At 55.9% G+C, this 23,241-nt stretch carries 20 protein-coding genes and 1 pseudogene; 15 read left to right on the plus strand and 6 right to left on the minus strand.

Annotated elements, in window-relative coordinates; all coding sequences use genetic code 11:
• Positions 1–20: 20 nt before the first annotated feature.
• Both ACK5JN_RS16795 and ACK5JN_RS16800 read right to left on the minus strand, forming a co-directional pair.
• Positions 21–1,466 carry a sulfatase gene (locus ACK5JN_RS16795; RefSeq protein ID WP_416871204.1) on the minus strand — a complete coding sequence of 482 codons (1,446 nt, stop codon included), beginning with the start codon at positions 1,464–1,466 and terminating at the stop codon, positions 21–23.
• A 158-nt stretch (positions 1,467–1,624) separates the two neighbouring features.
• Positions 1,625–3,040, minus strand: a complete 1,416-nt coding sequence (locus ACK5JN_RS16800) for an aryl-sulfate sulfotransferase (protein ID WP_416871205.1) — start codon at positions 3,038–3,040, stop codon at positions 1,625–1,627.
• 244 nt (positions 3,041–3,284) lie between these two features.
• Between ACK5JN_RS16800 and ACK5JN_RS16805 the strand changes: the two genes are divergently transcribed.
• From ACK5JN_RS16805 to ACK5JN_RS16840, 8 genes are all read left to right on the plus strand, one after another.
• Entirely contained in the window at positions 3,285–4,628 is a 1,344-nt protein-coding gene (locus ACK5JN_RS16805) for a glycoside-pentoside-hexuronide (GPH):cation symporter (RefSeq protein WP_416871206.1), read from the plus strand.
• A 78-nt stretch (positions 4,629–4,706) separates the two neighbouring features.
• On the plus strand, positions 4,707–5,054 hold the full coding sequence (locus tag ACK5JN_RS16810; RefSeq protein WP_416871207.1) for a YidH family protein: 348 nt from the start codon (positions 4,707–4,709) through the stop codon (positions 5,052–5,054).
• Entirely contained in the window at positions 5,044–5,406 is a 363-nt protein-coding gene (locus ACK5JN_RS16815) for a DUF202 domain-containing protein (protein WP_416871208.1), read from the plus strand. The genes ACK5JN_RS16810 and ACK5JN_RS16815 overlap by 11 nt, the downstream gene beginning before the upstream one ends.
• Positions 5,403–6,524, plus strand: a complete 1,122-nt coding sequence (locus tag ACK5JN_RS16820) for an anaerobic sulfatase maturase (protein WP_416871209.1) — start codon at positions 5,403–5,405, stop codon at positions 6,522–6,524. The genes ACK5JN_RS16815 and ACK5JN_RS16820 overlap by 4 nt, the downstream gene beginning before the upstream one ends.
• 108 nt (positions 6,525–6,632) lie before the next feature.
• Positions 6,633–7,445: a helix-turn-helix domain-containing protein gene (locus ACK5JN_RS16825; RefSeq protein WP_416871210.1), complete on the plus strand. Its 813-nt coding sequence runs from the start codon at positions 6,633–6,635 to the stop codon at positions 7,443–7,445.
• 245 nt (positions 7,446–7,690) lie between these two features.
• Complete coding sequence (locus tag ACK5JN_RS16830; protein ID WP_416871273.1) at positions 7,691–8,005, plus strand: PTS sugar transporter subunit IIB; 315 nt, start codon at positions 7,691–7,693, stop codon at positions 8,003–8,005.
• Positions 8,006–8,014: 9 nt separating this feature from the next.
• On the plus strand, positions 8,015–9,403 hold the full coding sequence (locus ACK5JN_RS16835; RefSeq protein WP_416871211.1) for a glycoside hydrolase family 1 protein: 1,389 nt from the start codon (positions 8,015–8,017) through the stop codon (positions 9,401–9,403).
• 1 nt (position 9,404) lies between these two features.
• Positions 9,405–10,730, plus strand: coding sequence for a PTS sugar transporter subunit IIC (locus ACK5JN_RS16840; protein ID WP_416871212.1), 1,326 nt, complete (start codon positions 9,405–9,407; stop codon positions 10,728–10,730).
• 47 nt (positions 10,731–10,777) lie between these two features.
• On the opposite strand, the gene ACK5JN_RS16845 is transcribed toward ACK5JN_RS16840, so the two are convergent.
• From ACK5JN_RS16845 to ACK5JN_RS16860, 4 genes and pseudogenes are all read right to left on the minus strand, one after another.
• Entirely contained in the window at positions 10,778–12,073 is a 1,296-nt protein-coding gene (locus tag ACK5JN_RS16845; protein WP_416871213.1) for a BNR repeat-containing protein, read from the minus strand.
• Positions 12,073–13,344, minus strand: coding sequence for an MFS transporter (locus ACK5JN_RS16850; protein ID WP_416871214.1), 1,272 nt, complete (start codon positions 13,342–13,344; stop codon positions 12,073–12,075). Before ACK5JN_RS16850 ends, ACK5JN_RS16845 begins: the two co-directional genes overlap by 1 nt.
• A gap of 251 nt (positions 13,345–13,595) precedes the next feature.
• Complete coding sequence (gene emrD / locus ACK5JN_RS16855) at positions 13,596–14,783, minus strand: multidrug efflux MFS transporter EmrD (protein ID WP_416871215.1); 1,188 nt, start codon at positions 14,781–14,783, stop codon at positions 13,596–13,598.
• A 175-nt stretch (positions 14,784–14,958) separates the two neighbouring features.
• Positions 14,959–15,820 (minus strand): annotated as a pseudogene (locus ACK5JN_RS16860) (EamA family transporter).
• 192 nt (positions 15,821–16,012) lie between these two features.
• On the opposite strand from ACK5JN_RS16860, the gene ivbL reads away from it, so the two are divergent.
• The 7 genes from ivbL (at position 16,013) to uhpT (ending at position 23,224) form a co-directional block, all read left to right on the plus strand.
• Entirely contained in the window at positions 16,013–16,111 is a 99-nt protein-coding gene (gene ivbL, locus ACK5JN_RS16865; RefSeq protein WP_416871216.1) for an ilvB operon leader peptide IvbL, read from the plus strand.
• Between the two features lie 105 nt (positions 16,112–16,216).
• Positions 16,217–17,905, plus strand: coding sequence for an acetolactate synthase large subunit (ilvB, locus tag ACK5JN_RS16870; protein ID WP_416871217.1), 1,689 nt, complete (start codon positions 16,217–16,219; stop codon positions 17,903–17,905).
• 3 nt (positions 17,906–17,908) lie between these two features.
• Positions 17,909–18,199, plus strand: a complete 291-nt coding sequence (gene ilvN / locus ACK5JN_RS16875; protein WP_065357373.1) for an acetolactate synthase small subunit — start codon at positions 17,909–17,911, stop codon at positions 18,197–18,199.
• A gap of 73 nt (positions 18,200–18,272) precedes the next feature.
• Entirely contained in the window at positions 18,273–18,866 is a 594-nt protein-coding gene (gene uhpA, locus ACK5JN_RS16880) for a transcriptional regulator UhpA (protein WP_416871218.1), read from the plus strand.
• Positions 18,863–20,365 carry a signal transduction histidine-protein kinase/phosphatase UhpB gene (gene uhpB, locus ACK5JN_RS16885; protein ID WP_416871219.1) on the plus strand — a complete coding sequence of 501 codons (1,503 nt, stop codon included), beginning with the start codon at positions 18,863–18,865 and terminating at the stop codon, positions 20,363–20,365. Before uhpA ends, uhpB begins: the two co-directional genes overlap by 4 nt.
• A gap of 9 nt (positions 20,366–20,374) precedes the next feature.
• Positions 20,375–21,694: an MFS transporter gene (locus ACK5JN_RS16890; RefSeq protein ID WP_416871220.1), complete on the plus strand. Its 1,320-nt coding sequence runs from the start codon at positions 20,375–20,377 to the stop codon at positions 21,692–21,694.
• Between the two features lie 138 nt (positions 21,695–21,832).
• Positions 21,833–23,224: a hexose-6-phosphate:phosphate antiporter gene (uhpT, locus tag ACK5JN_RS16895; RefSeq protein WP_064540786.1), complete on the plus strand. Its 1,392-nt coding sequence runs from the start codon at positions 21,833–21,835 to the stop codon at positions 23,222–23,224.
• Positions 23,225–23,241 lie beyond the last annotated feature (17 nt).

Genomic DNA, 23,241 nt, shown 5'->3' on the forward strand with positions numbered 1-23,241 from the left:
TGTCGCAGCCCGGCGAGCGTTTAAACGGTAAGACCCAGACGCTGATACTGCTCTTCCGGCGCCTCGTTTTCCTTCATCATCCTGACAATCTCTTTCTTCATACGCGCGACAACGTCCGGGTTGTGCTGCGGCGTCGCCTGGCGGGGATCGTCGGTCACGTTAAACAACACGCTTTGCCAGTGATGCTCCAGCGGCACCATGCCAAGGCCAATATCGGCGATTTTCATCAGGCGGCAGCCTTTGGTAAAGCTGAAGGACTCCACCATTTCGGTCTGCTGAAGCTCCTGCGGCGTGAAAGGGTGGCGCATATGGGTGGGCATTAACGTGTAGTGGTTGAGCGGACGGTTCGCCTGGGTGGGCGCGTGCGTGTACACCCAGGTGCCGTCCGTGCAGCTGACCTGCGCGCCGTACACGCCGAACAGGGCGGTCTGGCGCACCGGCACATCGTTGGCGATAGTTTCTTTCAGCGCTTTGCCTTGCATGTCTTGTGGAATCGGCAGGTTAAAATAGTCCAGCAGCGTTGGCGCTAAATCGATAGTTTGCACCAGCTGCTGGCATCTGCCGGTCTTTTTGCTGCGCGGGTCATAAATAAACAGCGGCGTATGGGATACCTCTTCATAGAAGTTGGCGTCGTTCGCTTTGGCCCACCAGTCGTGCTCACCCAGCAGGTAGCCATGATCGGTATTAATAATCAGCAGTGTATCTTCCCATAGATTGTATTTATCCATCATGTCGAGCACGCGGCCAATACCGACGTCACACATATCCAGCAGCCCACGGTATTCTTCACGCAAATTATCAACCCACGGGCGCTCCTCTTCGCTGACCTGCGCATAGTGCGGCCAGTCAAATTCGGGGCCGGCTTTTTTCTCTGCCTGGCGGCGGTGGAAGAACGGTTCATGAGGATCGAAGGTTTCAATTTGCAGGAACCAGTTGTCCTGATTATGGAATTTCTCAATAAATTCCATACCGAGATCGAAGGTCTTCTCAATAGGGAATTTATCCTGCTGCAGAATTTTCTCCCTGTTCGCCTGGTCCTGAGACATCATCTGGCCCAGATGCGGCGGGAACTCGCGCTTTTTGATATCCGGCTCCCAGTGGTCACCCTCCTGGCCGCGAACAATCTCCCATGAAGCGTAGCGATTATGGTAAGTGCAGCCACCATCTTCCCAATAATGATAATGGTCGCTGATTAAATGGCTGTGCACGCCATTGTTTTTCATTATTTCGAAGCAAGAGTCGTCGAACGGTTCTAATGGCCCCCAGCTGCGGTGCAGAAAATTATAGCGCCCGGTATGCAATTCACGCCTGGCTGGCATGCACGGCAGGCTACCCACATAGCTTTTATCAAATACCATGCTGTTTTTGGCGAGCCGGGAAAAATTAGGCGTATGGGTCCATCTGGAATTATATGGGCTTAAATAATGTCTATTTAATGAATCATACATAACCATTATAGCTTTCATCACTTCTCCTGTACGGGCGCTATTTTCAGTTCCGGAAAGCTAAAGGTTATTGCCGTGGCTTGTACAGGATAGGGATCACAGATGGGAATTATCATAAATTGGTTGTGGAATTTCGTAACGTATGCCGATGCTGGGGCTGACCCAGCATCGGCGTCTATTTAAATCAGCTGTCGTAATTCATCAAAGGAGAATAAACGGCCACGATAGGTGAGCGCGGGATACACGCTATAGCATTCAACGGCAATGTTGTTATCGGTATCGATAATAAAGAAGTTACTGTCAACACCATACATAATACTGTAATAATTTCCGGCTTCGTGGATCTCTGATGTGATATTACTGCGCTGACCGGCAATTTCAAAAACGTCCAGTAACGCTACGGTGTTGGCTATGAGGTCAATACCATATACCAGGCATTGCGAGTCAACTTGTGCTTCATAGTATTCATCAGGGATCGGGTCCTCCATCTTTTTGTCATTTTCACTTCCATCATCAAATAATGCCGCTTTGTTGTTGAAGAGCGTAATCGCGAGGCGATTCTCGGTAAGATAGTCTGCATATTTTACATTAGTTGTCGGGAAAACGGCATGTTCACCGTTGGGATAGATAAAATTAGCGGCATCAATAGGCTGTAAGTTAACATCTTCGGCAACCAGTGAATAATCAGGGTTATCAATCGTCCATACAATATCGCCGTTCTCGTAATTGATACCGTAAATAGTACTGGTTGAGCGGTTGTTTAAAATAAGTTGGTTGATCTGCGTACTGAAGGCCAATGAGTTGAAGTGGATATCATTAGGTTGTGCATCAATACATACATCTTGATTATCAAATAACGCAGAGTAATCACGCGACCAAAGGATTTCCCCGCTGGTGACGTCGTATTTATAGAGTGAAGCCTGCTGGCGCTGCTCAGCTGTCTGGTTTTCCAGCAGGGTTACAAGGCAGAACATGTTACCGTCAGGGCCAAAGGCAACATCGTGGTGGAAACCATTGCCTGCAGGAGCCTGGTAGCGCTGACGCTCTTCACCGAGTAGGTTCATTCGTTTCAGCGTTTGGGCATAGGTTTCACCGGAGGTGACGAAAATATCAAACCCCGGGTAGATTGCGCTGCTATCACTTTTGAGGTTGTTATTATCCCATGCATCAATAAATGCCATACGTAGATCGCCATTTTTATCATAGGCGGTGTAATAACAGGTCACCAGCCAACCGTTACCTAATGTCTCTTTTGCAATGGTTTCATCATTAATAATAAAATCAACCGTGAGCGGCGTCTCGCCGTAGTTCTGACCGGTAGTGTCAGCAATAACGCTGAGCGTATTTTGGGTGCCATCGGTGAAGAAACATTCAATAATGATGGTGTTTTCCTGATTGGCGTACAGCCCAATCACAGGGATGACTGGGTTTAGTAAATATTCATCATTGTAATAAGTAAAATTCGTATCCTGTGTTTTCCCCTGAACGCTATAGCGATATTTCATTGCGAGTTCAGTAGACATACTCACCTGTGCAGAGAGAAGATTCTGGTTGAAAGGGTTAACGACAACGTGGGTTTGAATGGTATTCGGCATGGTAAATCCTCTTTTAATAAAATAATTAATAGTTACCGTAGCAGAATAGGGAGGCCATAAATCGCATTCAATATATAACATGAATTATTTATATTTAATTATACGCTGTGACTATGAATGATATTTTACGAGAGCGAAATCACATATAAAAATAAACATAAAAGGAAAGCAAAAAAACATAATTCAAAAATATAAAATTCTAATCTTAATATGTTGCCTTACTACACAATTCAACGGATAAATTATGAGTAATTCACTGTTGACGTTAAAAGAGAAGATCGGGTTTAGCTTAGGAGATGCGGCAAGCCATATTGTATTCGACAATGTGATGCTGTATTTAATGTTTTTTTATACCGATATCGCAGGTCTGCCAGCGGCATTCATTGGAAGTATGTTTCTGGTAACACGAATTTTAGACGCTATTTCAGATCCCTGCATGGGGTTACTGGCCGACCGAACCCGGACCCGCTGGGGGAAATTCCGTCCCTGGCTACTCTGGGCTTCCATTCCGTTTGGCCTTAGCTGTGTATTAACCTATAGCGTTCCAGATTTATCGCTGACCGGAAAAATGATTTACGCGACGATAACCTATATTGGCTTAACGCTGATGTATACCATCGTGAATATTCCTTATTGCGCATTGGGTGGTGTGATTACCAGCGACCCACAGCAGCGAATGTCTTTACAGTCATGGCGTTTTGTTTTAGCTACAGCAGGCGGAATGTTATCTACCGCATTGATGATGAATCTTGTCGACTGGTTTGGCGGCGAGAATAAAGCCTTTGGTTTTCAGGCCAGCATAACTTTGCTCTCTGTCATCGCTATCGTGATGTTTTTTATCTGCTTCTTCACAACCAAGGAACGTGTTGTTGCTCCGCCGACCAGCATGGGATTCAAAGGTATGATCGGTGATTTGCGCGATATCTGGAAAAACGATCAGTGGCGCGTCGTCGGATTTCTGACGGTGTTCGCGATTATCGGTACCTCGGTTCGCGGCGGCGTAATGATGTACTACGTCACCTGGATCATGGAGTCGCCCAAACTATTTTCCCTATTCCTGACGACCTACTGCGTAGGCAATATTGTGGGTAGTGCGGTAGCAAAGCCGCTGAGCGGGCGCTTCTGTAAAGTCTCAGTATTCATTTATTGCAACCTGATTCTGACGCTTCTCAGTTTTGCGATGTTCTTTGTACCGATGGATACCATGGTAGTGATGTTCTGCCTGATCTTTGTGATTGGCGTGCTGCATCAGATTATGACGCCGATTAAATGGGTGATGATGGCCGACACGGTGGACTACGGTGAAGTGGTTAGCGGTAAACGCCTGACGGGCATTAGCTTCGCCGGAACCCTATTTGTGCTGAAAATGGGCCTTGCCGTTGGCGGCGCGGTAATTGGCTGGATGCTGGCGGCAGGTGGTTATCAGGCTGGGGCGAATGCGCAAACGCCAGCCACGCTGAACACCATTATTGCGTTGTTTACTATCGCTCCGGGGATTTGCTATCTGTTATGCGCGCTCACGGCGAAGCTGTTTTATAAGCTGACAACCGAGAGAATGGTGCAAATTACCGCGAAGCTATCTGTATAGTCGGATTCATTGTTTTACATCGGTGGTCAGGTAGAATTGTCGATACTTTAAACGAACGGGTACCATCAAGGAGTTAAGATGAAAATTTCCCGCCTCGGAGAAGCGCCAGACTACCGCTTCTCGCTGGCCAACGAGCGTACGTTTCTGGCCTGGATTCGTACCTCGCTGGGCTTTCTGGCGGCGGGCGTCGGGCTAGACCAGCTGGCGCCAGACTTTGCTACGCCGGTGATTCGCGAAGCGCTAGCGCTGATGCTGTGCCTGTTTGCCGGTGGGCTGGCAATTTATGGCTATCTGCGCTGGCTGCGGAATGAGAAGGCGATGCGGCTGAAAGAGGATCTCCCCTATACCCACAGTCTGCTGGCCATCAGCGTTATCCTGATGATTGTGGCGGTGATCGTGATGGTGCTGGTGCTGTATGCCGGATAGTCGCAAAGCCCGGCGGCTGTCCGACCCGGGCCTACAGCCTGAGCGCACCTCACTGGCATGGTTCCGCACGCTGCTGGGCTACGGCGCGCTGATGGCGCTGGCGCTCAAGCACAACTGGCATCAGGCCGGGATGCTATTCTGGATATCGCTGGGGGTGCTGGCGGTGGTGGCGATCATCCTCTGGCGCTATACCCGCCATCGCAACCTGATGGACGTCACGCAGGGCGATTTTGTGCAGAAGCGCGCGGTGCGTGACAAATTTTTGATCTCCCTCGCGGTGTTATCCCTCGCAATATTGTTTGCTGTTACCCACATACGCCAACTCATTATTTTTATCAGGGATTTTACATGACTGGATGTCAGGTGATGGCCAAACCGGCCAGCTCTCGCTGTAATCTCAACTGCCGCTACTGTTTCTACATCGAAAAGCCAGAACTGCCGATGATGGACGACGCCACGCTGGAGCGCTTTATCAGCCAGCATATCGCGGCGCAGTCGGGGCCGGAGGTCATCTTTGCCTGGCAGGGTGGGGAGCCCACGCTGTGCGGGCTGGCATTTTTCCAGCGTGCGCTGGCGCTGCAGCGCCAGTACGCCAACGGCAAACAGATCCACAATGCGTTCCAGACCAACGGCCTGCTGCTCAACGATGACTGGTGTCGCTTCTTTCGCGACAACGGCTGGCTGGTCGGCATTTCGCTGGACGGCCCGGCCGATCTCCACGACGCCTGGCGCGTTAACCGCAGCGGCAAGCCGACGCATCACAAGGTGATGAAGGCGATTGAGACGCTGGTGAAACACGGCGTCGAGTTTAATCTGCTGGTGGTGGTGAACCGTCTGAACAGCCTGCAGCCGCAGCGCCTCTATCGTTATCTGCGCGGCCTCGGCACGCCGTTCCTGCAGTTTATTCCGCTGGTTGAGCGCGACGAGAGCGGCAAGCTCAGCGCCGAATCGGTCACCGACGAAGCCTGGGGTGCGTTCTTAACCGACGTTTTCGACCTCTGGGTGCGCGAAGATATTGGCCGGGTTTATGTGCAGCTGTTTGACTCGACGCTCGGCGTCTGGAGCGGCTATCCGTCGCAAATGTGCGCGTTTAGCGAAACCTGCGGCCACGCCTTTGCGCTGGAAGCCAACGGCGATCTCTACCAGTGCGACCACTACGTTTACCCCGATTATTATCTCGGTAATATCCATCAGCAGACGCTACAGGCGCTGAACGCCACGCCGGCAGCTATAGACTTTGGGCAGCAAAAACAGCGCGGGCTGGCCGCGTCGTGTCGCCAGTGCTCGGTGCTGCGTTTTTGTCACGGCGACTGCCCCAAACACCGCCACGCCGGCGGGAAAAGCGCGCTCTGCGCGGGCTACCGCCGCTTCTTCACCTACAGCGCACCGCATATGAAGGCGATGCGCGATCTGCTCAAACAGCGGCGCTCGCCGATGGAATTAATGGCGATGTTAAATCAGAGCCGATAAGCTTTCTCTGTTTGCCAGCCGCCGTTGCCGGGTGGCAAGCAGGTCAAGGCGTCCTCCGTTCGTTCTGGTATCACTATCACTCTGAGTGATAAACCGCCTGGAGTGTCTATGTCGCTAGTGTTACCCCGTGATACCCATTTTCGCCATCCGCAGGAGAGCGTGGTATTTCATTTCTGGCACCCGGAAAAAAGCATCAGCCACGAACATTCGCACGAATACTGTGAGCTGTTTCTGGTGGGCAGCGGTAGCGGAATTCACGTCATCAATGAAAAGCCGTACCTGCTGAGCAGCGGCACGCTGTGCTACCTGAACCGCCAGGACTACCACCTGTTTGAAGAGATGAAAGATTTGCAGCAGGTGAACCTGCTGTATCTGGGGCGCGACAGCTTTAACTTTATCAAGCACATCGATTATCTGCTGCCGCAGGAGGGGGAAAGCAACGTCTGGCAGCTGGACGTGGGGATTATGCAGCGCGTGTTTGACCGTCTGGCAAGCCATAAGCAAGAAGAGTTCAACGACCCGCTGCTGGCGGAAAGTCATAAGGAGATGATTTTCCTCGAAGTACTGCACACGCTAAACCTCTGGCGCTATAAAACGCAGGACTTTCACTCCAGTGAAGACCGCATCAGCCAGGTGCTGATTCACCTCAACGGCCAGTGGCAGCAGCCGCTCGATCTGGACGCGCTGTGTCAGCGCTTTAACGTTTCGCGGCGCACCCTACAGCGCGGCTTCAGCGACTATACCGGCGTTTCGCCGCAGCAATATCTCGCCCGCCTCCGGCTGCTGCAATCACGCTATCAGCTGCTGTTTACCAGCGACTCGGTCAACGATATCGCCCAGCGCTGCGGATTTGGCGACGTTAGCTACTTTTCGCGGGCTTTTCGCCGCCAGTTTGGCGTATCGCCGAACCAGTGTCGTTAGTTGGCCAGAGTGGGAGGTAATGCATAAAAACGAATAAAAATAACACTACAAGAAATGAAAGTAACATCTCTATATTTATGTTTATAATTAATAAATTCCGCTTTTCTTCATTCGAAACAATAAAAGTACCAGCGCTATAAATCGGTTTTGTGCCGCCCTTCACTTGTTGCATTTAACCCTACTCCGCAGAATATATTTTGCCGCATTTCTGCGGAATACAACGCTTATTACGCCAGGGGAACATGATGAAGAAGATCTTTTTATGCTGCGCCGCGGGCATGTCGACCAGTATGTTAGTCGAAAGAATGAAACAATCTGCCGCCAGTCGCGATATTGAAGTGGATATCACCGCCGTCCCGGTTTCTGAATTCGAACAGATTATCGAAGACGCCGATGTTATTTTATTAGGCCCGCAGGTGAAATTTCAGCTTCAGCGTTTATCCGCCGTCGCCGAACCGCAAGGGGTACCGGTAGCGGCCATTGATATGATGCAGTATGGTTCGATGCAGGGCGACAAAGTCCTCGATCACGCGCTGTCTTTATTAGCCAAAGCACAATAAGGACAGGTCATGAAATATCGTTTTCCTGATAACTTCTGGTGGGGTACCGCGACCAGCGCGACGCAGTCTGAAGGCCGGGTTCCCGGCGATGGCAAAGGCGATAATATCTGGGATTACGCCTCACATCACTTTAACGAGCGCTTTTTTCAGGGCGTCACGGCGGATGATACCTCGACGTTTTATCAGCATTATCGGGAAGACATTCAGCGCGCCAAAGACATTGGCTTGAACTCATTTCGTACCTCTATTTCCTGGTCACGTCTGATCCCCGACGGCGACGGCGAGGTGAATCCACAGGCGGTCGAATTTTATAATGCCGTCATTGATGAATTAAACGCGCAGGGAATTGAGCCGTTTATTAATCTCTATCACTTCGATATGCCGATGGCGCTGCAGGAAAAGGGCGGCTTTGAAAATCGTGAGGTCGTCGATGCCTTTGCCCGCTACGCGCGTATTTGCTATCAGCTATTTGGCGATCGCGTTCGCTATTGGTTTACCTTCAATGAACCGTTAATTCCGGCGGAAGCCGGATATTTGCATCCGCGTCATTATCCCTACGTCACCGATTTCCGTCGTGCGGCACAGGTGCTGCACCACATCGTACTGGCGCACTGTAAGGCGGTTGCGGCGTGGCGCGAGCTGGGTCTGGCCGGGCAGATTGGCATTATTATGGACGTTATTCCGGTCTATCCGCGCAGCGACTCGGCGGAGGATTTACAGGCCGCCGCGATGGCCGATCTGTTTTATACCCGCAGCATCAACGAGCCTATTTTACTGGGCCGCTATCCGGAAGAACTGGTGGCGATTTTACGCGAGCATGACCAACTGCCGGTCTATTTAGCTGAAGACTGCGCACTGATTGCCGCAACGCGCATCGATCTGCTGGGCATTAACTATTACCGCCCTCGCCGGGTAAAAGCGCGTGAAACGCCGCTGGCCGAACCGCACGGTTTTGTTCCGGAGCGTTTCTTCGAAGAATACATCATGCCGGGACGCCGGATGAATACTTCGCGTGGCATTGAGATTTACCCTGCGGCGCTTTATGACATCGCGATGGTGGTGAAAGAACGCTACGGCAATTTACCGTGGTTCGTTTCTGAAAATGGCATCGGTATTCAGGACGAAGAACAATTTATGGTTAACGGCCAGGTGCAGGATGATTACCGCATTGAATTCTTAAAAGAGCATCTGGGATATCTCCATCAGGCGATGGCCGACGGCAGCAATTGTCTGGGTTACCACATGTGGACCTTTATCGACTGCTGGTCGTGGCAAAACGCCTATAAAAATCGCTACGGATTCTACCACCTTGATTTAGCCACCCAACAGCGATCGCTGAAGAAGTCCGGGCAGTGGTTCTCCACGGTGATTGCGAATAACGGTTTCGAGGGGGAGTAATATGTCTTACTTTGAACGGCTGGCTGAAAAAATGATGCCGGTAGCTAATGCTATTGGCAATCAGCGCCATATGCAGGCGATCCGTAACGGCTTAATCTCTATTTTACCGCTGACGATTGTCGGATCGTTTTTCGTTATTCTGCTCAACATTCCCATTAAAGGCTACATGGACTTTATTGCGCCGTGGCGCGATATTCTTGACGTTCCCTTCCGCTTTACCGTCGGGCTGATGTCGCTGTACGCCGCGTTTACCATCGGCTCGTTTCTGGGGAAAAGCTATAAGCTCAACGACGTAACCAGCGGGCTGCTGGCGATGCTCGCCACGCTGTTGATGATTGTGCCGGTGAATATCAAACAGGGCGTCACCGTCGCGGGTGAGGCGGTCGCCGGGCGCTACATCCCGGTAGCGTCGCTCAGCTCGCAGGGGCTGTTCGGGGCCATTATCTCGTCGCTTATCGCCATTGAAATCTACCGTTTTATTAAAGTCCGCAATATTGAAATTAAGATGCCGGCAGGCGTACCGCCGGTAGTCGCCAGTTCCTTCTCTGCGCTGTTCCCGACGCTGGCGGTGGTGCTGATTTTCTGGATCCCACGGCACTTTCTGAATATCGATATTAACGCCATCATCAGCTACATCATTATGCCGCTGAAGGGCTTTATGACAGGAACTAACCTGTTTGGCGGTATCGTCACGCAGTTCTTTATCGACCTGTTCTGGGTGTTTGGTATTCACGGCCATGCGGTGATGGGACCGCTGATTCGCCCGTTGTGGGATCAGGCGATCGTGCAGAATATGGAGCTGTTCCAGGCCGGAACCAGCGCCTACGATCTGCCGAATATTTTCACCGAGCAGTTCTTCCAGTGGTACGCGCAGATGGGCGGCACCGGCTCCACGCTGGCGCTGGTGGTGTTGTTTATTCGATCGAAAGTTATCTATCTGAAATCGTTAGGCAAGCTGTCATTTATTCCCGGCCTGTTCAACATCAATGAGCCGATGATTTTCGGTGCGCCGATTGTGATGAACCCGATTCTGGCGGTGCCGTTTATTCTGGCACCGATGGTCAACACGGTGGTGGTATATCTCTTCACCATCAGCGGGCTGATCCCACGCATGATGGTGAAACCGCCGTTTACCATCCCTGCGCCGCTGGGCGCGTTGATTACCACCAACTGGAACCTGATTGCCTGCGGTCTGGTATTTATCTGCTTCTTTATCTCGCTGGCGATCTACTACCCGTTCTTCAAGGTGTATGAGAAAAAGATGCTGGAAACGCAGCTGGCCCAGCAGGAAGAAGAGGAGAAGGCGAAGCAGCTGGCGAACGCCTGATGCGCAAAGTCAGCGCGCCAGCCTCTGTCCCGGCTGGCGCGCGTTTTTTAATTCTTCACTTCCACCACTTCCAGCAGCGTCGATCCGGTTTTCGCTTCATGCGGCACATCGCGGAAAATCGGCAGCGCCTCCCAGCGCAGCCAGTAGCGGCTTTGCGGGCTGTAATCACTGTTTTGTGCGGCCACCAGCTGCACTTCCGCCAGCGGCGCAACGTTCTGCCGGGGCTGCCATTGTTCGGCGGGCAGCGGCGGCGTCAGCGGGCGATGGTCCACCACGCTGAGCGTCCGGTCATCAATAATCCACACGCCGCTTCCGGCCCACGTCGAGGTCCACTCCACTTCCATTTTGCCGTTGCCAACCGCTCGCGGCGCGCTGAGCGTGACGTCCGGTGGGATAGAACCGCCGCCGTTGAAGTCCCAGCGAAAATCCCACTGACTGATCTGCGCTTTTTGCCAGCTGCCTTTGCCATCCGGTCGCGCCAGATAGGCCTGCGATAGCCCCCGATCATCATAACGATGGTAAATCAGCACAGGGCGGGCATCGTTATCGAAACCCACTTCCTGCACCATGTTGATTAACCCGCCGCCGATCCCGGCGTCGTCGACAATCTCGCCCTGGTGGCGGGCAATCGGCAGCGCGAGCGGCGTGCCGTCGGACTTCTCCCAGCGTTGCAGATCGCGGCTGCGCACGTAGGAGAGATTGTTGTTGGTTTCGCAGTGCGGCGTTTCGCGCCACATCCACACCATATGCCAGTAGCCGTCCGGCCCCAGCAGCGGCTGGCGCGCGTAGCCGTTGCGCGCGCCTTCGCCGTTGAGCAGCGGCGTTTCTAGCAGGCGCGACCACTGCTGGCGTTCGGCGTCGAAAATATTGTACAGATCGTCGCCGTTGCCGCTACAGCCGTCGCGGTAGCGGAACAGCAGCCGCCCCTGTACGTCCTTAAAGAATACCGGGTAGGTGGCGCGCGCTTCGCGCTCGCCGGTCATCGCCGGAATGCATTCCAGGGTGGTGACGTCCAGCGGCCGGCGGCTGCGGAAGTAAATTAACGGATCGACGTGCATATTGCCGGAAAGATGCAGGTATCCGGCGCTATCGACCGCCATCGTCAGGTAATTGTGCGAATCAAATTCAGTAATGTGGGCGAAACGCTCGCGCTCCGGCAGCCAGAACCCTTGCGGCTGAAAAGTTTGCCACGGGCCGTCGGGCAGGCGGCGTTGGCCCACGGTAATGCGGTGCTCCGCGTCATACCACGCGGCAAACTGGTGGTTTTCGTGGTTCAGCAGGCAGTAGAGCACGGTGAAATCTGCGCAGGCGTGGGCCACGGGGGTAACAGCGATATCAGTCATCAGACGGTCTCCGGACGAGCAATAAAGGTTTTTTTACGACGTAAGAAAAAGGCGGCCAGCACCAGTGCGCCAATCGGATGCAGCGTAGCACCGGCATAAATCGGCATCGAGTAGCCAAAGTGGTCGATGATCGAACCGACAAAGCCGTTAAAGATAATCGAGGTGACGCCGCCCAGCGCGCTCATCACGCCGATGGCGGTGGCAATTGCTACGCGCGGGGCCAGCCCGCCCATCATGATGGTTGCCATGCTGAGCCAGGCGGTGCACATGAAATTAATCACCGTCATGATGGCGACGGCCGCGTAGGCATTGCTGATGGACGGCAGCAGGAACACCAGCGGCGCGAGGCAGGTCACCGACCAGATAATCGTCAAGCGGGCGCGGGTGGCGTCCATGCCGCGGGCGACGAGACGGTCGGAGGCCCAGCACACCGCCAGCACGCCGAACACGGCCACCAGCGGCGGCAGCCACATCAGCTTGCCCACTTCTGCCAGCGTCAGGCCGATTTTCTCCTGCATAAAACCCACCTGCCAGTACTGATAGAAGAACCAGAACGGGTCGGTCAGCAGGCGGGCGATCAGCAGTGCCCAGATAGGCTTTGAGGTCAGCACCATTTTGTAGCGCTCAACCAGCGGCACGCTCACCGCGCTATCCAGCACTACGTCCTCCGCCGCTGGCGGCGTTTTACGGCTGGAGATAAACCACAGAATGCCCACCACCACGCCCGCCATCGCCGGAATAAAAAACGCCCAGCGCCAGCCGGTGGACAGCGTCACCCACGCCACGAACGGCGGGGCGATAATCAGCCCCAGCGACTGAATAATGTTGGTTAACTGGAAAGCAAACGCCCGCTGTTCGGCGCGGAACCAGGTAAAGACCGCCAGCGTCAGCGCGGGCACAATCCCGGACTCCGCCAGCCCCAGCAAAACGCGGCCGGTAATCAGCCCGGTCATGGAGTGGGAAAGGCCGGTGATCAGCGTGGCGAGAGACATCAACACCATCAGCGCGCACAGCACGAAGCGGCTGCCGAAGCGGTCGACGATGCCGCCGACGAAGAAATACATGAAGGTGTAAGGGATCATAAAGGCGCTGATCAGCACCGAATAATCGCTGTTATCCAGCCCCAGTTCCTGCATCAGCGTGGTTTTGAGGATCGAAACAATTTGCCGGTCGAGCGAAAAGAAAAACAGCACGCAGCCGAGAAGCAAAAGCAGCACCCAGATGAGCAGGGTGAAGCCGCCCCGGCCGACAGATTTTTCAGCCTGTTGCATTGTGTTCTCCGGTTATCGTAGAGGTACGAGGTAAACCGGAGTATATCGACGCGGTTTTAACGCCAGGGGGAGCAGGAGAACGGAGTGTGACGCGCGGCAATACGCTTTGACCTGAGATGCCACAATGGCGCGTAATCTGGCACGATTGTCACGCAAAAAGTAGGCCGGATACGGCGCTTACGCCGCCATCCGGCAACGTGCGCCGATCTGCCTGATGGCGCTGCGTTTATCAGGCCTTCGCGGAGAGGTGCTTATACCATCGTCTGCTGATGGCGCGCAAAGCGCGACGCCAGCGGCAGCCAGCAGAGGAAAATCAGCAGCCCCATCAGCGTCATCAGCAGGCCGATACTGCCCTGGCCGGTTTGCGGCATCATCGCCGACAGCCAGGCCAGCACGCCGGAACCGATGTTTTGCAGGCCGCCAACCAGCGCCCCGGCGGTACCGGCGAGGAACGGGAACGGCTCCATTGCGCCGCTGGTCGCCAGCGGGAACAGCATGCCCGCGCCGAAGAAAAACAGCGCGGCGGGCACCAGCAGCGTCCAGATGTTCATCACCCCAAGCAGCCCAGGGATCCACATCATCAGCCCCGCCAGCAGGCAGCTCACCACCGACTGCCACATCAGCGTCGAGAAGCGTTTTTTCGGCCGCCCGGCGAACCAGGCACCAAAGAACGCCGCCGGAATCGGCAGAATAAACAGGATGCTGACCGTCATGCTGCTGAGGCCCAGGACGCCGCCCATCAGCACGCCCGAGCTGGCTTCAAACACCGCGATACCGGCCAGCCCGCCAATCAACATCAGCAGGTAGCAGTTAAAGCTGCTGGTGCCGAACAGCGTTTTGTAGCTGCTGAGCAGGCGGGTTTTCGGTGCCCCGGTCGGGCGCGTTTCCGGCATCCAGCGCGCCATGCTGAAGGTGACGCCCGCGCACAGCACCAGCAGAAAACCGTAGCAGGCCCGCCAGTTAATCAGCGTCTCCAGCACGCCGCCAATCAGCGGTGCCAGCAGTGGGCTTACCAGAATCCCCATATTTAACAGACTGTTGGCATGGCGAAGCTGGCTGCCTTCATACATATCACGCGGCAGCGTTCGCGCCATCACGCCGCCAACGCCGGTGCCCATCCCCTGTAACGCGCTGGCGGCGATCAGCACCGTCAGGCTATGGGTGGTTATGGCAACCAGCGTCGCCAGCATAAAAATCGACATGCCTGCGAGGATCACCGGACGACGTCCCACGCGGTCGGACAGCGGGCCGTAAAACAGCTGGGAAACGCCGTAGGTCAGCAGGTACGCCGCCATCACGCTCTGCACCGCCCCTTCACGCACGTTGAGGTCGCTCGCCATCTGGGCGATAGCGGGAATATAAATGGTCTGCGCCATCTGGCCGACAGCCACCAGCAACACCAGCATCACCAGGATGTTGACGTTTCTATCTCTTTTCATTTCGCTGATTACTTTATGGAATTTTGGTTTGTAAGAATAAACATCCAGGCTATGCGCCAAATCGGAGAGGAATCTACCACACTGCGGTGACGATTTAATCATGCGTCATGTAAATGAAATGTGTGATGCAGGCAGGATTTATACACGTCGATCGGCAACAATAGTTGCCAGTTTTTCAGGACAGCCGCAGCACAATCGCGCCGGCGGCAATCCCGCAGGCGGCAATCAGGCGCACGCCCGCGACTCGCTCTTTCAGCAGCAGCCAGGCGATCAGCGCGCCGAATAAAATTGAGGTTTCGCGCAGCGCGGCGACCACCGCCAGCGGTGCCTGAGTCATCGCCCACAGCGCCAGCCCGTAGGAACCCATGGTGCCCACTCCGCCAAGCAGGCCCTTTTTCCAGTGCTGCGCCAGATATCTTGCCGCCTCGCGACGGCGGGCAATCATCGCCCAGCACAGCAGGGTGGAGCCGTTGAGGAAAAACGACCACAGCGTATAGCCCAGCGCGGTACCCGAAAGCCGTACGCCTGTGCCGTCAATCAGCGTGTATCCGGCGATAATCCAGGCGTTCAGCAGCGCTAGCACTACGCCCCGCTGCGAACCGCCGCGGCTGTTGAGCGCCATCCCCAGGATTGCCGTACAGATAACCGCTATTCCGCACCATGCCAGCGCGGAAAGATGATCGCCCAGAAACAGCACGCTGATGATGGCCACCAGCAGCGGCGCGGTGCCGCGCATCAGTGGATAGGTCTGGCTCATATCGGAAATTTGATAGGTTTTCGCCACCAGAATGGTGTAGATCACCTGTAATACCGTCGAGACAATCATAAATGGCACGCTGGCTGCTGATGGCGCAGGCGCGAAGGGGATGAGTACCAAGGCTATCAATGCGGCGGAGCCGGTGACGCCGATCGCCGAATAGAGTTTGTCGTTTCCCGCCTTAACGATGGCGTTCCAGCTGGCGTGCAGCAGCGCGGCAAACAGCAAAATGCAGAAAACAGAAAGCGTCATGATCGTGCGTGGCTGAGGGAGAATTCAGCAAAACGTAACACAACCCTCCGGGGGAAAACAGGGCCAGAAATAGGGGGAGAGCGGGACAGTTCAGAAGATTTCCCTCCGCGAGGAAGTGTGATCCTTGCTGCATTTTTACGCAGATGAAAATATTTCCATTGTCAGCCTGAAAAAGCTGTGTTTGTATAAATTCACTAAACGAATTGAGAGAAGACCCTTAATGATCCCATCCATGATGACTTCGACCCTACTAAAAACCGCGCTACCAGCCGCGGTGGTCGTCGTGCGTGTGGTGGTGGTCGTCGGCAATGCGCCGTAGGGTCAGGAACACACACGATTCCAAACCCCGCCGGCGTAAACCGGGCGGGGTTTTTAGTTTCTAGCCCCCTCCCGGGTAGTCGGCCCAGAATAAAAGGACTGGAGCATGGCAAGTTCGGGCACAACATCACAACCGACCCGGTTTACGGGCGCGCAGTTAATCGTTCACTTACTGGAACGTCAGGGCATTACCATGGTCACCGGTATCCCCGGCGGCACTGTGCTGCCGCTGTATGACGCCTTAAGCCAGAGCACGCAAATCCGTCATATTCTGGCGCGACACGAGCAGGGCGCGGGCTTTATCGCTCAGGGCATGGCGCGCACCCAGGGGAAACCGGCGGTGTGCATGGCCTGTAGCGGCCCCGGCGCCACCAACCTGGTGACCGCTATCGCCGACGCGCGCCTCGACTCCATTCCGCTGGTGTGCATCACCGGCCAGGTGGCCTCCTCGTTAATCGGCACCGACGCGTTCCAGGAAGTCGACACCTACGGTATCTCTATCCCCATCACTAAACACAACTACTTAGTCCGCAACATCAATGAATTACCACAGGTTATTGCTGATGCCTTCCGGATTGCGCAGTCGGGCCGCCCTGGTCCGGTGTGGATAGACATTCCTAAGGATGTGCAGACCGCGGAAATCGACATCAGCGAACTGCCGGAACCGGGTGGCCGCGCCGCCGCGCCTGACTTCAGCGCCGAGAGCGTCAGTGAAGCGGCGGCGATGATTAACGCCGCGCAGCGTCCGGTGCTCTATCTGGGCGGCGGCGTGATTAACGCCCCGCAACGCGTACGCGAACTGGCCGAGAAAGCCAATCTGCCAACCACCATGACGCTGATGGCGCTGGGCATGCTGCCGAAAGCGCATCCGCTGTCGCTGGGTATGCTGGGAATGCACGGCGCGCGCAGCACCAACTTTATTCTGCAACAGTCTGATTTACTGGTGGTTTTAGGCGCGCGTTTTGATGACCGGGCGACCGGTAAAGTGGCGGAGTTCTGCCCGAATGCGAAGATTATTCACGTGGATATCGACCGCGCCGAGCTGGGCAAAATCAAGCAGGCGCACGTGGCGATTCAGGCCGACGTCGACGACGTACTGGCGCAGCTGCTGCCGCAGATTGACGCCCAGCCGCGCGATGAGTGGCGTGGCAAAGTGGCCGAACTGCAACAAGAGTTCCCGGGGGCGATTCCGCAAGCGGGCGACCCGCTCAGCCATTACGGCCTGATTAACGCCGTGGCCGCCTGCGTGGACGACAACGCGATCATCACCACCGACGTCGGCCAGCATCAGATGTGGACGGCGCAGGCCTACCCACTGAATCGCCCGCGTCAGTGGCTGACTTCCGGCGGCCTCGGCACCATGGGCTTCGGCCTGCCGGCGGCAATTGGCGCGGCGCTGGCGAACCCGGACAAGAAAGTGCTGTGTTTCTCCGGTGACGGCAGCCTGATGATGAACATCCAGGAGATGGCGACGGCGGCGGAAAACCAGCTCGACGTGAAGATTATCCTGATGAACAACCAGGCGCTGGGGCTGGTACATCAGCAGCAGAGCCTGTTCTACAAGCAGGGCGTATTTGCCGCCACCTACCCGGGCATGATTAACTTTATGCAAATTGCCGCCGGTTTCGGCCTTGAAACCTGCGATCTGAATAACGAAGCGGACCCGCAGGCGGCGCTGCAGGCGATCATCAACCGCCCGGGCCCGGCGCTGATCCACGTGCGTATCGACGCGGAAGAAAAAGTGTATCCGATGGTTCCGCCGGGTGCGGCGAATAGAGAAATGGTGGGGGAATAAGCCATGCAAAAACAGACACATGACAACGTTATCCTGGAACTCACCGTGCGCAACCATCCGGGCGTAATGACCCACGTCTGCGGGCTATTTGCCCGCCGCGCGTTCAACGTCGAAGGCATTCTATGCCTACCGATTCACGGCAGCGACCATAGCCGGATCTGGCTCCTGGTGAACGACGATCAGCGCCTTGAGCAGATGATGAGCCAGATCGACAAGCTGGAAGATGTGGTGAAAGTGGCGCGAAATCAGTCCGATCCGTCGATGTTTAACAAAATCTCCGTCTTCTTCGAGTAATTCGCTCAAGACTTGAACAGCCGCGCGCTTATCGTTAAGGTAAGCGCGTTTTTTTATCCGCCAGGACAAACCCATGATCACCATCGCCCTTATCGACGACCACACTATCGTCCGCTCCGGCTTTGCCCAACTGCTGGGGCTGGAGGTTGATTTGCAGGTTGTGGCGGAATTTGGTTCCGGGCGCGAGGCGCTGGCCGGTTTACCGGGGCGCGGCGTGCAGGTGTGTATCTGCGATATCTCGATGCCGGATATCTCCGGTCTGGAATTGTTAAGCCAGTTGCCAAAAGGCATGGCGATTATCATGCTCTCGGTCCACGACAGCCCGGCGCTGGTCGAGCAGGCGCTCAACGCAGGCGCGCGTGGCTTCCTCTCCAAACGCTGTAGCCCGGATGAACTGATTGCCGCCGTGCATACCGTGGCGACCGGCGGCTGCTATTTAACGCCGGATATCGCCGTTAAGCTGGCGGCCGGGCGTCAGGACCCGCTGACCAAACGTGAGCGCCAGGTGGCGGAAAAGCTGGCGCGCGGGATGGCGGTGAAAGAGATTGCCGCTGAACTGGGCCTGTCGCCAAAAACGGTGCACGTGCATCGCGCTAACCTGATGGAAAAGCTGGGCGTCAGCAACGATGTTGAGCTGGCGCGGCGTATGTTTGACGGCTGGTCATGAACGCGCTCTTTTCCCGGCTGATCACCGTTGTCGCCTGCTTTTTCATCTTCTCCGCCGCCTGGTTTTGCCTGTGGAGCATCAGCCTGCATCTGGTTGAGCGCCCGGAGCTGGCGGTACTGCTGTTTCCGTTTGGCCTGCGTCTGGGGCTGATGCTGCAATGCCCGCGCGGCTACTGGCCGGTGCTGCTGGGCGCGGAGTGGCTGCTGATGTACTGGCTGGGGCAGGAGGTGGCGCTGGCGCATCTGTCTATTTTGATGATCGGCAGCTTCCTCACGTTGCTGCCGGTGACGTTAATCTCCCGCTATCGTCATCAGCGCGACTGGCGTACGCTGCTGTTACAGGGCGCGGCGCTGACGGCGGCGGCGCTGCTGCAATCGCTGCCGTGGCTGGGGCAGGGCGAGGAAGCGTGGAATGCGCTGCTACTGACCCTGACCGGCGGATTAACGCTGGCGCCGATCTGCCTGGTGTTCTGGCACTACCTGACCAGCACCACCTGGCTGCCGCTCGGCCCGGCGCTGGTGTCACAACCGGTAAACTGGCGCGGGCGACACCTGGTCTGGTACCTGTTGCTGTTCACCGTCAGCCTGTGGCTACAGCTCGGTTTGCCCGCTGAGCTTTCGCGCTTTACGCCATTTTGTCTCGCTTTACCGATTATTGCGCTCGCCTGGCATTACGGCTGGCAGGGTGCGCTGATTGCGACGTTGATGAACGCCATCGCGCTGATTGCCAGCCAGACCTGGCACGATCACCCGGTCGATTTACTGCTCTCGCTGCTGGCGCAAAGCCTGACCGGGCTGCTGCTCGGCGCGGGTATTCAGCGCCTGCGTGAGCTTAACCAGTCGCTGCAAAGCGAGCTGGCGCGTAATCATCGGCTGGCGGAACGGTTGCTGGAAACCGAAGAGAGCGTGCGTCGTGACGTGGCGCGCGAGCTGCACGACGATATCGGCCAGACTATCACCGCCATTCGCACTCAGGCGGGCATCGTACAGCGCCTGGCCCCCGAGAACGCGGGCGTGAAGCAAAGCGGGGCGCATATCGAGCAGTTGTCGCTGGGCGTGTACGATTCGGTTCGCCGCCTGCTGGGTCGCCTGCGACCGCGCCAGCTGGATGATCTCACGCTGGAGCAGGCCATCCGCTCATTGATGCGTGAAATGGAGCTGGAAAGCCGCGGCATCGTCAGCCACCTCGACTGGCGAATTGACGAATCAGCACTCAGCGAAAGCCAGCGCGTGACGCTGTTTCGCGTCTGCCAGGAAGGGCTGAACAACATTGTGAAGCACGCCAACGCCAGCGCGGTGACGCTGCAGGGCTGGCAGCAGGATGAACGGCTGATGCTGGTCATTGAGGACGACGGCAGCGGCTTGCCTCCGGGTTCGAATCAGCAAGGTTTTGGCCTCACCGGTATGCGCGAGCGCGTGACGGCGCTCGGTGGTTCACTCACGATTTCCTGCATGCACGGCACGCGCGTTAGCGTGTCGCTGCCCCAGCGCTACGCCTGAGGAACGGCCATGTTTCAGTTTTTAAAAGCCCCGGCCAGCGTGCCGTTCATCACCGACAAGCAGGAAGTGGACGCCCGCTACCGTTACTGGCGGCGGCATATCCTGCTGACCATCTGGCTCGGCTACGCGCTGTTTTACTTCACCCGTAAAAGCTTTAACGCCGCGGTGCCGGAGATCATCACCAGCGGCGTGCTGACCCGCAGCGATATCGGTCTGCTGGCGACGCTGTTTTACATCACCTACGGACTGTCGAAGTTTGTTTCGGGTATCGTCAGCGACCGCTCGAACGCCCGCTATTTTATGGGTATCGGGCTAATCGCTACCGGCGTGGTCAATATTCTGTTCGGTTTCTCCACCTCACTGTGGGCCTTTGCCGTGCTGTGGGCGCTGAACGCCTTCTTCCAGGGCTGGGGGGCGCCGGTGTGCGCCCGCTTGCTCACCGCGTGGTATTCGCGCAACGAGCGCGGCGGCTGGTGGGCCATCTGGAACACCGCGCACAACGTCGGCGGCGCGCTGATTCCGATGGTGATGGGCGCGGCGGCGCTGCATTACGGCTGGCGCGCCGGGATGATGATTGCCGGACTGCTGGCGATCGTGGTGGGCGTTTTTCTCTGCTGGCGACTGCGCGACAGACCGCAGACGGTAGGCTTGCCGCCGGTTGGCGACTGGCAGCACGATGCGCTGGAGATAGCCCAACAGCAGGAAGGGGCGGGGTTGACTCGTAAAGAGATCCTCACCCGGTACGTGTTACTCAACCCGTATATCTGGCTATTGTCGTTGTGCTACGTGCTAGTGTACGTGGTGCGCGCGGCGATCAACGACTGGGGCAATCTGTATATGTCGGAGACGCTCGGCGTCGATTTGGTCACCGCCAACACCGCCGTCACCATGTTTGAACTGGGCGGCTTTATCGGCGCGCTGGTGGCAGGCTGGGGCTCGGACAAGCTGTTTAACGGCAACCGTGGCCCGATGAACCTGATTTTCGCCGCCGGGATTTTGCTCTCCGTCGGCTCGCTGTGGCTGATGCCGTTTGCCAGCTACGTGATGCAGGCGGCGTGCTTCTTCACCACCGGCTTTTTCGTTTTCGGCCCGCAGATGCTGATCGGCATGGCGGCGGCAGAGTGCTCGCACAAAGAGGCGGCGGGGGCGGCGACCGGGTTTGTCGGCCTGTTTGCCTATCTTGGCGCCTCACTTTCCGGCTGGCCGCTGGCGAAGGTGATGGAGGTCTGGCACTGGAGCGGATTCTTCGTGGTGATCGCCATTGCTGCGGGGATCTCCGCACTGCTGTTACTGCCGTTCTTAAACGCCCAGGCCCCGCGCGAAGCGTGACCTGCTTCACCTTTCTTCGACAAACGGCGTAAAACTAAGAAATTTTCCCGGTTCCACCTGGACGCTGTCTCAGGCCAGCCGCGCCGCTGATTTTTACAATACCGGCCATCACGCAGGTATAAAAATCAGGAGATACCCATGCTGGCCTTCTTAAACCAGGTGCGCAAACCGACCCTGGATCTGCCGCTCGATGTGCGGCGCAAAATGTGGTTCAAACCGTTCATGCAGTCTTACCTGGTGGTCTTTATCGGCTACCTGACCATGTATCTGATCCGCAAAAACTTCAACATCGCTCAGAACGACATGATCTCCACCTACGGGCTGAGCATGACGCAGCTGGGGATGATTGGCCTGGGCTTTTCCATTACCTACGGCGTGGGCAAAACGCTGGTTTCCTACTACGCTGACGGCAAAAACACCAAGCAGTTCCTGCCGTTTATGCTGATCCTCTCCGCCATATGTATGCTCGGCTTCAGCGCCAGCATGGGCTCGGGATCCGTCAGCTTGTTCCTGATGATTACTTTCTATGCCCTGAGCGGTTTCTTCCAGAGCACCGGCGGCTCGTGCAGTTATTCCACCATCACCAAGTGGACGCCGCGACGTAAGCGCGGTTCCTACCTCGGCATGTGGAATATCTCCCATAACCTCGGCGGTGCGGGTGCGGCGGGCGTGGCGCTGTTCGGCGCAAATTACCTGTTCGACGGTCACGTGATCGGTATGTTTATCTTCCCGTCGATTATTGCCCTGATTGTCGGCTTTATCGGCCTGCGTTTTGGCAGCGATTCCCCGGAATCTTACGGTCTTGGCAAAGCTGAAGAGCTGTTCGGTGAAGAGATCAGCGAAGAGGACAAAGAGACCGAAGAAAACGAGATGACCAAATGGCAGATCTTTGTTGAGTACGTGCTGAAAAACAAAGTGATCTGGCTGCTGTGCTTCTCCAACATCTTCCTGTACGTGGTGCGTATCGGTATCGACCAGTGGTCCACTGTCTATGCCTTCCAGGAGTTGAAGCTCTCCAAAGAAGTGGCGATTCAGGGCTTTACCCTGTTTGAAGTGGGCGCGCTGGTCGGTACGCTGCTGTGGGGCTGGCTCTCCGATCTCGCCAATGGTCGTCGTGCGCTGGTGGCCTGTGTGGCGCTGGCACTCATTATCGCGACGCTGGGCGTTTATCAGCACGCCAGCAACCAGTATGTCTATCTGGCCTCGCTGTTTGCTCTCGGCTTCCTGGTGTTCGGCCCACAGCTGTTAATCGGCGTGGCGGCGGTGGGTTTCGTTCCGAAAAAAGCGATCGGCGCGGCCGATGGCATTAAAGGCACCTTCGCCTATCTGATCGGCGACAGCTTCGCCAAGCTGGGTCTCGGGATGATTGCCGACGGCACGCCGATTTTCGGCCTCACCGGTTGGGCGGGCACCTTTGCCGCGCTGGATACCGCCGCCATTGGCTGTATCTGCCTGATGGCCATCGTCGCTATCTTTGAAGAACGTAAAATTCGCCGTGAGAAAAAGATTCAGCAGTTAAAAATGGCGTAAGTGTGTTTGGTAACGTT

The sequence above is a fragment of the Kluyvera sp. genome, assembly GCF_047971185.1.
Classification (GTDB): Bacteria; Pseudomonadota; Gammaproteobacteria; order Enterobacterales; family Enterobacteriaceae; genus Kluyvera.